12 protein-coding genes and 1 pseudogene are annotated in these 16,369 nt (G+C 64.2%); 2 read left to right on the top strand and 11 right to left on the bottom strand.

Annotation, left to right across the window (positions count from 1 at the left end; translation table 11 throughout):
• Positions 1-37: 37 nt before the first annotated feature.
• Genes EPN80_RS09290 through EPN80_RS09280 form a run of 3 tightly spaced genes read right to left on the bottom strand, consistent with a single transcriptional unit; the run spans position 38 to position 4,326 of the window.
• Entirely contained in the window at positions 38-1,447 is a 1,410-nt protein-coding gene (locus EPN80_RS09290) for an FAD-binding oxidoreductase (protein WP_293026056.1), read from the bottom strand.
• 4 nt (positions 1,448-1,451) lie between these two features.
• Entirely contained in the window at positions 1,452-2,762 is a 1,311-nt protein-coding gene (locus tag EPN80_RS09285; RefSeq protein ID WP_366468662.1) for an MFS transporter, read from the bottom strand.
• Between the two features lie 58 nt (positions 2,763-2,820).
• Entirely contained in the window at positions 2,821-4,326 is a 1,506-nt protein-coding gene (locus EPN80_RS09280) for a sulfatase-like hydrolase/transferase (protein ID WP_293026054.1), read from the bottom strand.
• A gap of 69 nt (positions 4,327-4,395) precedes the next feature.
• On the opposite strand from EPN80_RS09280, the gene EPN80_RS09275 reads away from it, so the two are divergent.
• Entirely contained in the window at positions 4,396-5,364 is a 969-nt protein-coding gene (locus EPN80_RS09275) for a LysR family transcriptional regulator (protein WP_293026052.1), read from the top strand.
• Positions 5,365-5,511: 147 nt separating this feature from the next.
• Here the strand turns inward: EPN80_RS09275 and lpdA are convergent, their stop codons facing one another.
• From lpdA to EPN80_RS09235, 8 genes and pseudogenes are all read right to left on the bottom strand, one after another.
• Positions 5,512-6,927, bottom strand: coding sequence for a dihydrolipoyl dehydrogenase (gene lpdA, locus EPN80_RS09270; RefSeq protein WP_293026050.1), 1,416 nt, complete (start codon positions 6,925-6,927; stop codon positions 5,512-5,514).
• Positions 6,924-8,249 carry a dihydrolipoamide acetyltransferase family protein gene (locus EPN80_RS09265; protein WP_293026048.1) on the bottom strand — a complete coding sequence of 442 codons (1,326 nt, stop codon included), beginning with the start codon at positions 8,247-8,249 and terminating at the stop codon, positions 6,924-6,926. The genes lpdA and EPN80_RS09265 overlap by 4 nt, the downstream gene beginning before the upstream one ends.
• Position 8,250: 1 nt before the next feature.
• The gene (locus tag EPN80_RS09260; protein WP_293026046.1) at positions 8,251-9,294 is read right to left on the bottom strand and encodes an alpha-ketoacid dehydrogenase subunit beta; all 1,044 of its coding nucleotides are present in this window, start codon (positions 9,292-9,294) and stop codon (positions 8,251-8,253) included.
• A gap of 2 nt (positions 9,295-9,296) precedes the next feature.
• Positions 9,297-10,529: a 3-methyl-2-oxobutanoate dehydrogenase (2-methylpropanoyl-transferring) subunit alpha gene (locus EPN80_RS09255; RefSeq protein ID WP_293026044.1), complete on the bottom strand. Its 1,233-nt coding sequence runs from the start codon at positions 10,527-10,529 to the stop codon at positions 9,297-9,299.
• Between the two features lie 167 nt (positions 10,530-10,696).
• On the bottom strand, positions 10,697-11,464 hold the full coding sequence (locus EPN80_RS09250; protein WP_293026042.1) for a substrate-binding domain-containing protein: 768 nt from the start codon (positions 11,462-11,464) through the stop codon (positions 10,697-10,699).
• Between the two features lie 105 nt (positions 11,465-11,569).
• Positions 11,570-12,352: pseudogene (locus EPN80_RS09245) on the bottom strand (serine hydrolase); the annotation flags it as partial.
• Positions 12,353-12,766: 414 nt separating this feature from the next.
• Complete coding sequence (locus EPN80_RS09240) at positions 12,767-14,215, bottom strand: alkaline phosphatase family protein (RefSeq protein WP_293026040.1); 1,449 nt, start codon at positions 14,213-14,215, stop codon at positions 12,767-12,769.
• Between the two features lie 243 nt (positions 14,216-14,458).
• Positions 14,459-15,172: a GntR family transcriptional regulator gene (locus EPN80_RS09235; RefSeq protein ID WP_293026038.1), complete on the bottom strand. Its 714-nt coding sequence runs from the start codon at positions 15,170-15,172 to the stop codon at positions 14,459-14,461.
• Positions 15,173-15,519: 347 nt separating this feature from the next.
• Here EPN80_RS09235 and EPN80_RS09230 point away from each other — a divergent pair, with 347 nt between their 5' ends.
• The gene (locus EPN80_RS09230; RefSeq protein ID WP_293026036.1) at positions 15,520-16,347 is read left to right on the top strand and encodes an ABC transporter substrate-binding protein; all 828 of its coding nucleotides are present in this window, start codon (positions 15,520-15,522) and stop codon (positions 16,345-16,347) included.
• Positions 16,348-16,369 lie beyond the last annotated feature (22 nt).

Below are 16,369 nucleotides of genomic sequence, written 5' to 3'. Positions count from 1 at the left end.
TTATCAGACTCGGAGATGAGCCTTCGGCTGAGATCGACTAGTGTGGACGCATGTCGACAATCCGGCCGGCGTTGAGCGTGCCATTGGGGTCGAACAGTGTCTTCAGACTGCGCATTAGCGATAGCTCATCAGGACAACGGCTCAACGGCAGAAACGCCTTTTTGATGACGCCAATGCCATGCTCGGCCGAAATGCACCCGCCTGCGTCCCGCACCGCGACGTAGACGATTTGCTCGACGCGATGCAACGCAGCCGAGGTGTCGTATGGCCCTGACAACACGTGCAGGTTGCCGTCCCCGATGTGGCCGAAGAACAGGTGGTGCTGTTGAGGGAAAACGTCGTTCAGCGTATTGCGTACCGCGGATACGAAACGGTCCATCGCCGACATCGGTATCCCGACATCGAATGCCGCGTGAGGCTGCAAGCGCGACAGAATTTCGCCGATGGCCTCGCGGTAGGCCCATAGGCGTCTGGCGTGATCGATCGACTCGGCGACGACGACATCCGTCACCAGCGCCGTCTCGATTGCTTGTTCGAGGCAGCGCTCCAATGTCTCTCGTTCACGCTGCGAGTCCGCGCCGAGCGTCTCGACCAATACATAGACCGGATGCGCCTGCGCAAACGGCGGTCGCAACTGCGCCGTGTCGATCGCTGTGGTCATGAAATCATTCCACATCAGCTCGAACGACGACAGGGTCGGGAGGTGTTTGCGCATTTCCTTGAGCAGGCGGGCAGCATGATCGAACGAACTCAGTGCGCACAGCGCGGTGTTGGCAACGGTAGGCCGGGGGACCAGCTTGAGGACAAGTCGGGTTATCACGCCCAGCATGCCTTCCGAGCCGATGAAGAGCTGTTTTAAATCGACACCGGTCGTATTCTTGGTGACCTGGTTCATCATGGGTATCAGTGTGCCGTCGGCCAGCGCGACCTCGATGCCCAACACCAGATCGCGCATCGTGCCGTAGCGGATCACACGGTTGCCGCCGGCGTTGGTCGCGGCGTTGCCGCCGAGTTGGCAGGTGCCGCGTGCGCCAAGGTCGAGAGCGAAAAGCCAGTCATGGGCCGCGACGTAGGATTGCAACGTCTCGAGCGGCACCCCGGCCTGCACTGTGACGGTCCCGCTGATGTCGTCAAGCGCCTCGATCCGGTTCAGTTTGCTCAACGATAGTGCGATCTCGCCGTCACACGGCGTGGCGCCGCCGGCCAAGCCGGTCAAACCGCCTTGAACCGTCACGCGCTGGCCGAAACGGGAGATGGTACCCAGCGCCGCCGCGACCTGGGCCGGCGTCTTCGGAAACAACACCATCCGTGGTTCGACTTTGGGGGCCTCGCTCCAATCTCCTGCATGTGCACTGACGACGCCTGCATCGACTGTGATGCCATCGCTACCCAATATGTGTGCCAGCGCATCTCGCAGCGCCGTCATTTGATCGTTCGCGTTTTTCATTTCTTCATGCCGTTTGGTGCGAGTCTCGGATCTGCCCGCCGAAGCGTTTGAGCGCCAGGCCGGCCAGTAGCGCGATGCATGCCACGCCGGCGATGTAGATGCCGGGCGAGGCCGCCAACCCGCTGGCGCGCATCAACTGCGTGACCACCAGCGGCGTCAAACCAGTAAAAATAACTGTTGCCAAGTTCAGCGACAGCGCGACGCCGCTGAAGCGCACATTGGTTGGGAAGAGGTCGGCCAGCAAATAGGCATAGGTCCCGTTGACAAAACCGCCCGCCAGCCCGACCAGCACGAAGGCGTGGATCGGGGCGATCTGGTGCGCTGCCAGCGCGCGGTAAAACGGATAGCCGCCCAGCAGCATGATGGCCGAACCCAACCGATGCCAGTACCGACTGGGGATGCGGTCGCACAGCCAGGCAAAGCACAGCAGCGATACGGACATGGCCGCGATGCCGGCATTCTGCCCCTCGCTCGCCAGTGTCGGCGAGTAGTGGGCGACGGAGGTCAGGTATGACGGCAGCAAGACGAACAATACGCTGTTCGAAACGTTGACGATGCCGGCCACGGCGACACCGACCAAAACTTGCGTCGGATAGGCGGTGAAAATTTTGCGAAACGGTTGCTTGATCTTGTGGCTTTTCAGTCGCTGGAATTCCTGCGACTCCTCGAGCGAGGTGCGCAGCCAATAGGAAACGAGACCAATAAAGCCGCCGAAAATGAACGCGATACGCCAGCCATAGGTGGCAACGGCGGCCGGCGTAAGGGTGGCGTGCAACAATAGACTCAGCAGCGTGGCAACCAACACGCCCGAGCTGAGGCAGAAGATCACCAGGCCGCTGACGAAGCTTGCTCGTTGCGGCATTTCTTCGACGACATAGGTGATCGAGCAAGGCAACTCGCCAGCCAGGAAGAATCCCTGGGACAGGCGGAACAGCACCAGCAAGGACGGCGCGAGTATGCCGATCGTCGCGTAGCTGGGGATCAGGCCGATCGCGATTGTCGAGCCCGACATTGCAAGGATCGAGACCAGAAATACGATGCGCCGTCCGTAGCGGTCGCCCAGACTGCCCAGCATGATGCCGCCCAGCGGCCGCGAGAGATAGCCGATGGCGAACACGCTGAACGTCTTGATCATCGAGACCAGCGGGTCGGAGGCTGGGAAGAACAGTTTGGCGATCTCATGCGCGAACACGCCGAAGATGATGAAATCATAGATTTCCAGCGAGCCGCCGAGGCTGGCCAAAACGACAGTCTTCCAATTGCGCTTGAGTGAGGTTTGCTGTGGCATTGCCGCCACGTCTGCTGTGGTCATCATGCTGTCTCCGTTGCATTATATTTTTGGGTGAACCAATGCCGGCCGCGACGTTCCTTTGCTATGCCTGCGGCACTGGGGTGGCCGCTGGTGTGCCGGTTCGCAGGGCGGCCTCTCGGCCGCCGAACGCGCGCACCAGGCGCTCCTGGTCGGCTTTCGCCATTGCGTCGACGGCTTCGGGGTCGAGCAGGGTTTTGAGGCGCGCTTCGAACACCTGTAGCACCTCGGCATACGCTGGCCGCGCAGCAACGTTTTCTAACTCTTCGGGATCACGTTCAAGATCGAACAGCTCCGGGGGGAGCCCGACATAATGGTGATACTTGTAATGCGCATCAGCCAGCATATAGGCTGCTGCTTCCGAACCTACTGCATGGTATTCACTGAACGCCAGCCGCTCCGGCATGTCTGGAGCGCGAGCCAGTTCCACCAGCGAGTGCCCTGGCCCATCCAGGGGCGCGCCAGCGCAATGAGTGCATTGCAGCACGGTGTTTTGTATATCCACAAGTGACACCGGAGTGTTACTGAGCTTGTCGCCTGGAATACCCGGGCCTGCAACGATCATGGGGATACTGGTCGATTCGCGATAAAGCAGGCATTTGTTCCACATGCCTCGCTTGCCGAGGTTGTCGCCGTGGTCGCTGCTATAGATCACCGTGGTCGCCTCTGCCAGGCTGTTGAGGGAGAGTGCGCCAAGAATCTTGCCGACCTGCGCATCCATGAATGTGACGAGCCCGAAATAGCTGGCGATCGCCAGGCGGCGCCGCTCGTCGCTGCCAATCGCCGCATCATGGTCCATGTGCCGCGCTTGGCGCTCGACCCACGGATGCCGCCGGTAGCCGCTCGATGGATGTAGCTTCGGCAGCGCAATGCTCTCGAGCGGGTACCGATCCAGATATTCGGCCGGCACGATAAGCGGGAAATGCGGTGCGACCAGCCCCACGAACAGCACCCAAGGCTGCTTGTCATTGGCATGTTCGCCCAGCCACTGTACCGCGCGATCTGCAACGCGCTCGTCAAAGCGGTTGTAGTCGGACGTACCCGCGCCGATCTTGTCGTACAACGGTGAGCGCCCCATGGTCTCAGGCAGCGGATTGCGCACCGACCCCCAGACTTGGCCGATGCCGTCGAGAATATGCACCGCATGGTGTTGATGCCGAAAGCCGACTGGCGACGCGGCATCACGGTAGTGCAACTTGCCAATCGACTCGGCCAACAGGCCGGCGTCGCAGAGATATTGTGCCCAGCCTGGCGGCGTGCCCTGGTATGCGATCGCGTTATCCCAGCACCCGATGTCGTGCACATATCGGCCGGTGGCCAGGCTTGCCCGGGCCGGTACGCAAATCGGCGACGGCGTATACGCATTACAAAAGCGCGTCCCCCTTTTGGCGAGGGCGTCCAGATTAGGGGTCTGTAGCGCGGCATGCCCGGCGCAGCCCATCAGGCCGCTCTGGTGTTCGTCGGACAGAATAATTAGGACATTCGTTGGCTTCATGAGGGGATGGCTCGAATTCGTATCGGGCGGCTTCGCATCGCCCGCGGTTGCCTTCATTCTGGTTTTAACCATCATGAGATGCAATTGACATTTTATTGAAAGTGAATAACCTGATGGTTATGTGAAAAATAAAGGAAAATGGCGATGAAACCGATCGAGCGTTTCTTTCAAAGCGGACTCAAGCTCAGCCATTTGCGGCTATTGACGATGTTCGCCAGCCTCGGTCAAGTTCGGCTCATTGCGCAGCGTTTGAACGTGACGCAGCCGGCTATCTCCAAACAGCTGGCTGAGCTGGAGGCGGGGCTGGGCGCCCCGGTGCTGGTGCGCGTCGGCAATCGCCTGCAGTTCACCGCGCTGGGCGAGACGCTACTCAAGCACGCCAGGGAAGTTCTGCACCAGTTGGAGCAAGCGCGCTACGAGGCCGACGCCTTGTGTAGCGGCATTTCGGGGAAAATCGCCGTCGGCGCGGTAGCGACCGTCATGCCGGTGTTTGCGCCTGAGTTGGTGTTGCAGATCAAGAAGCGAGCCCCCAACGTCGACATTGCATTTTTCGAGGCCACCAGTGATCGATTATTTCCGATGTTGACCGCCGGCGACTTGGACTTTGTCTTCAGTCGCAAAGAGGCGCCAGCCGAACTCGGTGCCAGCAAATTTGCCGTCGAAACGCTGCTCGACGACCCTATCGTGATTGTTTGCGGGCGCGACCACCCGCTTGCCGCGCGGCGCCATGTCGCGCCGGCCGACATCGCCGGCATGCCATGGATTTTGCCGCCCCGGGAGGCACCTATCACGATGGCATTGAGCCGCTGGATGCAGCAGCATGGGCTAGAGTTTCCGCCGGGCTGCGTGCAATCCATTTCACTGGCGGTCAATGAAGCGATTCTGAAAAGCGCACCGTTTCTGGGGCTGATGCCGCTTGCGGTGACTCGCAGACTGGCCCATCGGGGCGATATCAAAGTGATTCCGTTTCCGGGCACCTCGCTGCTCGGCGCGATCCGCCTTTTCTATAATCGCGAAACGGCCAATCCGGTGGTTGGCATTGCGCTCGAATGCGTGGCCGATGTCCAGGCGGGCTTGTTTGCCCAGCATGGACCGGCGAATGCGAGCGCGTAGAGTGTTTCGGCGGAGGTCAGGGCGACATGTCGGACAGGGTTGCGGCCATGCGTGGTGTGCGGCACGAGCATGCGATCTGCGTTTTACCGGAAGGCCGCCGGCGCGGGCCGGGCGGCTTATGCCGCCCAGCCCGATGAAGCCACAGGTTCAAATATGTAGCGCGTGACCCAGCGCCCGCAGCGCCGCCTCCTGCACCGCCTCGCCCAGCGTCGGGTGCGCGTGGATGGTGCCGGCGACGTCCTCCAGCCGTGCGCCCATTTCCAGCGACTGCGAAAACGCGGCGGCGAGTTCGGATACGCTGCGACCGACCGCTTGCCACCCGACGATCAGATGGTTGTCGCGACGCGCAACCACACGCACGAAGCCCTCGGTCGAGCCGAGCGTCATCGCGCGGCCGTTGGCGCTGAACGGGAAAACGGCCGACACGCAGTCCAGCCCGGCCGCCTCGGCCTCGGGGGGCGACAGCCCGGCGGTGACGATCTCGGGGTCGGTGAAACACACTGCCGGAATCGCGGCGGGGGTGAAATGGCGGCGCCGGCCGGCGATCAGCTCGGCCACCATCTCGCCCTGCGCCATGGCTCGATGCGCCAGCATCGGCTCGCCGGTGAGATCGCCGATCGCCCAGACGTTGCGCATCGAGGTGCGGCATTGATCGTCGATGCGCAGCGCGCCGCCGTTGCGATCGAGCTGCAGGCCCTCCAGACCCCAGTCCTGGGTGCGCGCGCGTCGGCCGACGGCGACCAGCACCCGATCGGCCGGCAGCTCCGTCTCGGCGCCGGCGGCATCCTGCACCCGCACGGCGTCGCCCGCGTGATTGAGCCCCAGTACCTTGCGCTCCAGATGCACTGTCACGCCCAGGCGGGCCAGCGCCTCGGCCACCGGCTTGGTCAGCGCGGCATCATAGGTCGGCAGGATGCGCGCCTTGGCCTCGACCACCGTGACCTCGACGCCGAGCTTGCGGTAGACCGTACCCAATTCGAGCCCGATATAGCCGGCACCCACCACCACCAGGCGACGCGGCAGCGTGCGCGGCGACAGCGCCTCGGTGGAGGTGATCACCCTGTCGCTGAACGGCATCGAGGGTAGCGGCACCGGCTCGGAGCCGGCTGCCAGCAACAGGTGTTCGCACTGAATGCGCAGCGCCTGGCCATCCTGCGCGTCATCGGTCGCGACCTCCACGGTCTTGCCGTCGAGCACGCGCGCGTGGCCGTGGATGACCGTCACGCCATGCTTTTTCAGCAGGCCAGCAACCCCGCCGGTGAGCCGCTCGACGATACCGTCTTTCCAGGCCACCGTCTGCGCGATGTCGATGCGCGGGGCCTGCACCCGGATGCCCAGCGGCGAGGCCGGCTCGGCTGCATAGTGCATCGCCTTCTCGAATTCCTCGGCCGCGTGAATCAGCGCCTTGGACGGAATGCAGCCAATGTTCAGGCACGTGCCGCCCAGACGCTCGCGTTCGACCAGCACGGTTGGCACGCCCAATTGTCCGGCGCGAATCGCCGCGACATAGCCGCCGGGGCCGCCGCCGATGACCAGCAGCGTCGTCGTTTGAATCTCGCTCATGAGGCCTCCACGAAAAGCATGGCGGGTTGTTCGAGCAGGGCGCGCACCGCCTGGATAAACTCGGCTGCATCCATGCCGTCGACCACGCGATGATCGAACGATGACGAGAGATTCATCAACTTGCGCGGCACCACCACGCCGTGCCGGATCATCGGCCGCTCGACGATGCGATTGACGCCGACGATGGCCACTTCCGGACGATTGATCACCGGCGTGCTGACGATGCCGCCCAGCGGACCAAGGCTGCTGATCGTAATGGTGGAGCCGAGCAGCTCGTCGCGCTCGGCCTTGCCGCCACGTACCGCGTCGCCCAGCCGGGCGATCTCGGCGGCGATCGACCACGGATCGCGTGCCTCGGCGTGGCGCACTACCGGCACCATCAGGCCGCCCGGGCTTTGCGCGGCGATGCCCAGGTGCACCGCGCCATAGCGTGTGACGACCCCGAGTTCGTCGTCAAAGCGCGCATTGATCTGCGGAAAGTCGCGCAGCGCCAGCACCATGGCACGCGCCAGCAGCGGCAGCACCGTCAGCCGGCCGCGCGACTCGCCCCATTTGCGGTTCAATTGGGCGCGCAGCTCTTCGAGTTCGGTCACGTCGATCTCCTCGACGTAGCTGAAATGCGGAATGCGCCGCTTGGCCTCCTGCATTTTCTGCGCGATCTTGCGCCGCAGGCCGATCACCGGCACTGCTTGCTCGTCGTTGCGCTCGACCAGGCCGGCGCGCGTGCCGAGCGTGCCGCCGCGCCCCTGCAAATACGCGTCGAGGTCTTCATGGCCGATCCGGCCAGCCGGGCCGGTGCCGTGCACGAAACGCAGTTCGATGCCCAGATCCCAGGCACGCTTGCGCACCGCCGGCGAGGCAAGCGGCCGCTCGCCCGGCTGGCGCGCGACCACCGGCGCCTGCGCAGGAGGCGCTGGTCGCGAAGCGGCCGGCGCGACCGGTGCAGGCGCTGCCTCGGTTGCGGGTTCGGGCGTGGCTTGCGACGCCGGTTCGGCGTGCGCTGCCGGAGCCGCTGGCGCCGGCGTTGCTTGGGCCGCAGCTGGAGCGGTTTGCGCGGCCCCGGGTTTTTGATTGCCAGCGCCTTCGACTTCCAGGCGGATCAGCTCGCTGCCCACCGCCATCACGTCGCCGACCTGGCCGCCCAGTGCCAGCACGGTGCCGCTCACGGGCGATGGGATTTCCACCGTGGCCTTGTCAGTCATCACATCGGCCAGCGGCTGATCTTCCTTTACGGTGTCACCCACCTTGACGTGCCAGGCCGCCAGTTCGACCTCGGCGATGCCTTCGCCGATATCGGGCATTTTGATGATGTGCGTCCCCATCTCAAGCCTCCATGACACGGCGCAGGGCTTCGCCGACCCGGCGCGGACCGGGGAAGTACGCCCATTCCTGCGCATGGGGATACGGCGTATCCCACCCGGTCACGCGTTCGACTGGCGCCTCCAGCGCATAGAAGCAGTGCTCCTGCACCAGCGAGATGAGTTCGGCGCCAAACCCGCAGGTGCGCGTGGCTTCGTGCACCACCACGCAGCGCCCGGTCTTGTTCACCGAGTTCACGATGGTCTCCAGATCGAGCGGCCACAGACTGCGCAGATCGATGATCTCGGCGTCGATGCCGGTCTCTTCGGCGGCCGTCAGAGACACGTGTACTGTCGTGCCGTACGTCAGCACTGTCACGGCGCTGCCGGCGCGCACCACGGCTGCCGATTCGAGCGGCACCGTGTAATACCCTTCGGGCACCGCGCTGGCCGGATGTTTGCTCCAGGGCGTCACGGGCCGCTCGTGGTGCCCATCGAACGGGCCGTTGTAGAGGCGCTTGGGCTCCAGGAAAATCACCGGATCGTCGTTCTCGATCGCCGCGATCAGCAGCCCTTTTGCGTCATAGGGGTTGGACGGCATCACTGTGCGCAAGCCGCATACCTGCGTGAACATCGCCTCCGGACTCTGGCTGTGCGTCTGCCCGCCATAAATCCCGCCGCCGCAGGGCATGCGGATTGTCAGCGGCGCGATGAATTCGCCCACCGAGCGGTAGCGCAGGCGCGCTGCCTCCGAGACGATCTGGTCGGAGGCCGGGTAGAAATAATCGGCGAATTGAATCTCGCAAACCGGTCGCAGCCCGTAGGCGCCCATGCCCACCGCCGCGCCGACGATGCCCCCTTCGGAGATCGGCGTATCGAACACGCGCGAGGTGCCGTACTTGGCCTGCAGGCCCTCGGTGCAGCGGAACACGCCGCCGAAGTAGCCGACGTCCTGCCCGAACACCACCACGTTGCTGTCGCGTTCGAGCATCACATCCATGGCCGAGCGCAGCGCCTGGATCATGCTCATCGGCTGGGTGGCCTGGCCGTTGTCTTTTTCTTTCGCCATGCTCAGACCCCCAACTGTTGGCGTTGCCGGCGCAAGTGCTCCGGCATGTCCTTGTAGACATCTTCGAAGATGCTCGCCGGGCTGGCCGTGTGCTCATCGGCCAGCGTGCCGTATTGTTCGGCTTCCTTCTGCGCGGCGATGACCTCGGCTTCGAGCGTCGTCTTGAGCTCCTCGTGCGCGGCGTCCGACCAGATACCCAGCCTGATCAGGTGCTGTTTGAAACGCGCGATCGGGTCGCCCAGCGGAAACGCATTCCAGTCGTCGCCGGGCCGATATTTGGAGGGATCGTCGGAGGTCGAATGGGGGCCGGCCCGATAAGTGACCCACTCGATCAGGGTCGGGCCGAGATTGCGGCGGGCGCGCTCGGCGGCCCAGCGCGAGGCGGCATAGACCGCCAGGAAATCGTTGCCGTCCACGCGCAGCGAGGCGATGCCGCAGCCCACGCCGCGCCCGGCGAAAGTCGTGCCCTCGCCGCCGGCGATCGCCTGGAAGGTGGAAATGGCCCACTGGTTGTTGACCACGTTCAGGATCACCGGCGCGCGATACACGTGAGCAAAGGTCAGGGCCGTGTGGAAGTCCGATTCGGCGGTCGCGCCGTCGCCGATCCAGGCCGAGGCGATGCGCGTATCGCCCTTGATCGCCGAGGCCATCGCCCAGCCGACAGCCTGTATGAACTGGGTTGCCAGGTTGCCGGAGATCGAGAAGAATCCGGCCTCGCGCACCGAGTACATCACCGGCAACTGGCGCCCCTTGAGCGGGTCGCGCTGGTTGGACATCAATTGACACATCATGTCGACCAGCGACACGTTGCGGGTCAGCAGAATGCTTTGCTGGCGATAGGTTGGAAAGCACATATCGCCATGCTCGAGCGCCAGCGCGTGCGCCGAGCCGATCGCTTCCTCTCCAAGGCTCTGCATGTAGAACGAGATTTTTTTCTGGCGCTGCGCGACCAGCATGCGCGCGTCGAAAATGCGGGTCTTGAGCATCGCCCGCATGCCGGCGAGCAGCACGTCGGAGCTCAGATCGGGTGCCCAGGGACCGACGGCCTGGCCGTCGTCGTCGAGCACGCGCACCAGGCTATAGGCCAGGTCGCTGGTGTCGGCGGGAGTCACGTCGATGGGCGGGCGGCGCACCACGCCGGCTGGCGAGACGTGCAGGTAGGAAAAATCAGTTTTGCAACCCGGACGCCCGGTCGGCTCCGGCACGTGCAATTTCAGCGGCCCGTATTGGCTCATCGAGAGGTCTCCACGTTTGATTGTGTCGCACGCTTCTACTGGATCGGTCTTGCGTCTGGCGATAGCCCGGCGCCGTACCGTCGCCGGCACGTCCCAGGGTAAGGCAGGTGCCGACGCAATCGAGATTACCACAGCTGGCCAGTCGATGGCGGGTACTGCGACCCGTCTTACGGCGCCTCGCGAGGGCGTGCCGAGGCGCCGAGCTCGGCGGCGAGAAACGCCAGGAACGCGCGCGCCGCGACCGGCCGGCGTGCGCGCGCACCCACGCCGCCGACAAACGGAATCGGCTGCTGCAGAGCGGCCGGCAGCGGCCCGGCAAACCGTACGCCCGGCGCCTGCTGCAGCACGGTCGATTCCGCCAGCACCAGGTCGGCCTTGCCAACCTGCAACTGGGTGACGACCAGCGGGCCGGGTACCAGGACCGCTTTGTTTTTCATGGACCCGGCGATGCCCAGCCGATCGAACAGCGTGAGCGCGTAGGTGCCGCTGGGCGCGTCGGAGCCCGGATCGGCCAGCGCCACGCGGTGCGCGGCCAGCAACGTGCGCCGCAAGGCCGCTATCGTGGCGATGTCCGGAACCGGTCGACCGGCCGGCACGCCGATACCCACGCCGATGCGCGCCAGATCGGTGTGGCTACCCGGGGCGACGCGATGTTGCCGCGCCAGCGCCGCATAGCGACCGGCGTTGACGATCACCACGTCGAACGGGTGGCCTGGAGCATGAATCGCGTGTGCGGCGTAGCGGGCCATGTCGACCTTATGCACCCGTAGCGTAATGCCGGTGCGGGCGGTGAATCGCGAGGCGGCCTGGCGCACCGGCTGAAACAGGGCCGTGTCCGAGGCGACATTCAGCGGCGCGGCTCGCAGCGCGGCCGGCATGAAAGTGCCGCACAACAGCAGAACCAGGGCAAGATGGAAGGATCGGTTCGGTTTCATGGCGGTATCGGCTAAGGGTTGGTGAGCATTGATGGATGATGATGCAAAGCATGCCAATGCATTCAGCATAGTGCGTCGGCGCGAGGCGAACTCCGGTGTCGCGCCCTAGCTCAGCGAGCAGTCGAGCCAGCGACGGATTTGGATTGCGTCGGCGATGTCGCCGCGCGGCGAGCGCGAACCCAGCAGCACCAGCGTTTGAGGGCGACCCCGCACCTGCATGCGCATCACCATGCCGTGACCGGACTCGTTGATAAAGCCGGTTTTCTGCAACTGGATGGGCGCATGCCCGAGCCGAATCAGCGCGTTGGAATTGACGTACACGAGCTGGCCGCGTCCCGGATAAACGGTATCCCACTTGTCGGTGGAAAAGCGCCGGATCAGCGGGTCGCGATTGGCGTACGCGACCAGCTTGGCCAGATCGGCGGCGGTCGAGACGTTGTGCGGCGAGAGTCCGCTCGCATTGTCAAAGTGCGTATGGCGCATGCCGAGCTGGCGCGCCTTGCGGTTCATTGCCGCGATAAAGGCTGGCCGCCCGCCCGGGTAGTCGCGGCTGAGTGCGGCCGCCGCGCGGTTCTCCGACGACATCAGCGCGATATGCAGCATGTCCCGGCGCGACAGTCGTGAGCCGACCTTCAGCCGCGAGCCGGTGAACTTGATGCGGTCAAGGTCTTGCGCCGTGACGCGCAGCATGCCGTTGAGCGGCCGACGGGCGCTGCGCGCCACGACCGCCATCATCAGCTTGGAAATCGACGCAATCGGGCGAACCTCGTGGGCGCGACGCGACAGCAGGACCGTGTTGGACTTGACGTCCAGCACATAGATGGCCCGCGAATGCAGCCGCCGCACGGCCGCCGCATTGTAGCCGCACCGCGGCAGCAATCGCGGCCGCGGCGGGCGTCGAGCATGGCTAGCGGAATGCGGGCGAGCCTTGACGTGATGCACCTCGGGTGGAGGCGGATGCGCGTGCTCGCGTGCGAGCGCGCCACCTGCCGGGCCAAGCAAAGCCAGGCAGAGTGCGGCAAGGGACAAGCAACGGGCGAGACGCCGGGTGCCGGGCGGGCGATGCGGGGAAGCGATAAAGATACAGGCAGAACGGGTGAGGCGGGCGGCGATGCCTTTCAAAACACGGATTCCTTTGGCGTACGGATGACGAGGAACGATAGACCGATCGTTAGCCGTTAGTGTAACGCCCGTGCGGCCTGTCTACCAAGCATGCTATGGACACCGAATATATCGGCGTGGCCACAGCGATACTTCGACACAGTCCGCGCCGGAAAGACGGCCGGCCCGACCCGGCCGACGTCAGCCGGGCCGTCGTTGACGCAGGCGCCGCATGTGCTCGCGCCATGCGGCCGACCGGTCGCGAATGAAGTCGCCAAGCTCGCTGCTGGAGGTGAAGTTCGGCATCGCTTCCTCGTAGTAGCCCTGCTCGTTGCGCAGCGGCAAGGCGGCGACGCGTGCCGCCTGCAGCCGGTCGAGTCGCGAGGGCCGCGCCGCATTCGGGTGATGAAGACCGGCTTGCGGCACGCTCACGCCCTGCAGCGGGTCGTCGGTGCGCGGCTGCGCGAGCGTGAGCACGTCGCCCAGCGACGGCGCGGCCCGATCGCGCGCGCTCAGCGGCGCGGTGCCCCATCGCTGGTGAATCGTCGCCAGCACCGAGGTGTGATCGAGCGGCGTGGCGGACGAAGGGCGAAATACGGTGCCGGGGGCGATCAGCGGCGAGACCAGCACGGCCGGCACCCGCACGCCCAAGCGGGTGAATTCGAAACCGAATTCTCCGAGCGTGCCGTCGCCCGGGGCGGCCACGTTCTCTGGCGGCGCAACGTGATCGTAGTTGCCGCCGTGCTCGTCGTAGTTGATGATCAGCAGCGTGCGATGCCAGTTCTTGCCGCTGCGCACCGCCTGATAGACGTCATGTATCAATTGTTCGCCGGCCGCCACGTCATAGTTGGGATGCTGGCTGTTGCCGTTCGCGTCCCAGCTCGGTTCGAGAAACGTGAATGCCGGAAGCGTCCCGTTGGCCGCGCGCGCCTGGAAGTCGCGGAAATGGCCGAAGTGACTGTCGTCGGCGCTTTGCGTATCGGGAAAATTGTGGCGCGTGATGGGTTCGCGGTTATAGCCGAACACGGCCCAGTCGACCTGCCGTTCGGTCAGGCGTCCAAAAATGCTCGGGCAAGTAAATATCTTCACGTGGTCGTCGAGATGCCCCTGCGATGTGCCAGCCAGCGCGAACGCGCGATTGGGCATGGTCATGCTCGGCACTGACGCGAACCACGCGTCGCATACCGCGTAACCTCGCGCCAGTGCGCTAAGCACCGGCAGCAGCTCGGGCGTGTACATGCCCATGATCTGGGCCGGCACCGTGCCTGGCAGCGAATCGCGGTAATGCCTGGCCAGATCCGAGGCGATCGCCGCCTTGAAGTTGCGCACGAAACCCTGATTGTTCGGGGTCGCGTCGGAGGCCGGGGTGTCGGTGCCGAACAACTGGTAGTTCGTGTTCAGAAACCCTTCGCCGGGATCGGCGCCCGGCATCAAATAAGGATGCGGGTCGCTCGCCCGTATTTTGTAGACCGGCACCGGCCGGCCCAGCTCGTCCGGGTTCGATTCCTGTCCGGTCAGTCCGTCGAAAAGCTGTCCGGCCGGCGAGCGATTGCCGCTGTCGCTGTAGAGGAATCCCAGCATCTGGTCGAACGAGCGGTTTTCCAGCATCAGGTAGACGATATGATCGATATTGCCAAGTTGATTTGCCATAGGGGACTCCAAAGGGCGGCTGCCGGCCTTCCAAAAGGTAGCGGCGTTGCATGATGCTTGTGTGACGCCGAGCGAGTGGGCTATCGCACTTGCGATTGGAGTCGTGGAGCGGCGGGCGGTTGCGGCAGATTTTCGTAGTGCAAACGAGCGCGCGGCGAGGGCCGTCCCGGCTGAGCCGTGGGCCGGCCATGATCGGCCGGCGAGGCGGATTGTCGGGCCAGAGGCCGCAGTGTCAGGAGAAAATCAGGAAAAAATCGCTTCGATGTCGACGGCTGCCGGGGCCGGCGTGTCGAAGCTCAGCGTTGCTTCGATGTGCCGCAGGTGCTCGAGCATGATCCCGGCGGCGCGCTCGCCATCGCGCGCTTCGAGCGCATCGATCAGCTCGTCGTGCTCATGATGCGGGCAGGCCGGCACGTTGGGTTTGTCGTAGAGCGTGATCACCAGGCACGTCAGCGGCGTGAGTTCGCGCAGCAGTCGCAGCAGTATTTCGTTGCCGAGCATCTGCGCAAACAGCACATGGAATTCCCCGGACAGACGGATCACCGTGTGCATTTCGCCACGCCGGCGCGCCTCGCTCTCCTGGCGCACGTGCCGGCGCAGCGCGCGCAGTTGCGGCGTGGTGACGGAGTGCGCCAGCAGCCGCGCCATTTCCGGCTCGATCATGCGGCGCGTAACGAACACGTCGCGCGCCTGTTGGGCACTCGGGCTGGCGATAAAGGCGCCGCGGTTCGGAATCAGTGTCACCAGGCCTTCATGGGCGAGCTTGCCAAGCACCTCGCGGATCTTGGTGCGGCTCACGCCCGAGATTTCGGCGAGCCGCTCCTCCACCAGCTTGGTGCCTGGCGCGAGGCGATGCTCGAGCACCGCGTTCTGGATGCGGCGGTAGATTTCATCGTTGGAAAACGATGGCCGGTTCGACACTTCCGGCTCGACGGCCGGCGCGGCAGCTTGCTTCAATTCGATTCTCGCCTGCACGGTGGGTAGCCGAAATAATAAGGCAGATCGCGATGTTTTGTGTACACGGGGGCCGGAATATTTGCCGCACCCGGCGCGGGCCGGCATGGCCGAAGATGACGCGCGAACGCACCGGAAAGAAGCGTGGTGCCGTGCATCATGGTGCGCCGGGTCGGCAGCGGGGCAAGTCTGGACAGCACACTGTCGCGGTCGCGCGCCCCGCTGGTGCGGGGCAAGGCATTGCGAACAAACGTTTTGATGATTGTATGCAATTATTAGCTATTTGTTGGCATGCATCTTGCGAGCCATGGCTTGCGCAATCCGGCGCATGTTGCTCACAGGAGAGTCAAATGTTTCGCAAGGCATTGTTCGCGGCAGCCGTCGCGATTACTTCGTTGGCACTGCCGCTGGCCTCGCCGGCCGCTCGTGCCCAAGGCGCCGAGCCGGTCGTCAAGGTCGGCTTTGCCAAATGCGCCCAGTGCCTGTCGATGGCGCTGGTGCCGCAATACAGCAAGTCGGTCAAGATCGAAGCGATTCCGTTTACCTCCGGCAACGACGTGCTGACCGCGCTGGTTTCACACAGTATCGACGTTGCGCAGGTCACGTATCTGCATTTGGTCACGGCGCTCGATCGCGGCTTCGACGTCGTCGCGATTTCCGGTCAGGTCAACGGTGGCTCCGAGATCCTGCAGCGCAACGGCCTGGGGCTCAGGGAGAATGACTGGGCCGGACTGGTCAAGCTGGTCAAGGCGCGCAAGGCGGCGGGCAAACCGCTGAAGGTTGCCGCCTCGCGCGGCAACGCGCAGGACATTCATATGCGCGGCGAATTTCTGATGCATGGCATCAATCCCGACCGGGACGTGCAATTCATCAACATCCCGAATCCAGCTGACGATGCGAGCGCCTTGCAGCGCGGGGATATCGACATGGTGTGCTCGGTCGAGCCGTTTGCTTCGCAGATCCGCATGATGGGCGCGGGCACGCTGTTCAACCTGCCTTACGATCAGGCGGCCGGTAATCTGACCAACCTGATCCTCACGCGCTCGGATGTGATCAAGCAGCATCCGGAAGAAGTGCAGCTGATTCAGGAAGTTTCATGTAAGGCGCGTCAGATATGGGTCTGTGTGAGGCTTCACCCACGCAGCTACCCATCTAGCTACCCGCCGGGCGAGCGCTAGGCGATCGCTGTCGAAATCGATG

This window comes from Pandoraea sp. (assembly GCF_004297875.1).
Classification (GTDB): Bacteria; Pseudomonadota; Gammaproteobacteria; order Burkholderiales; family Burkholderiaceae; genus Pandoraea.
Note: the sequence above shows the minus strand (reverse complement) of the source record. Positions and strands in the feature narration are given on the sequence as shown.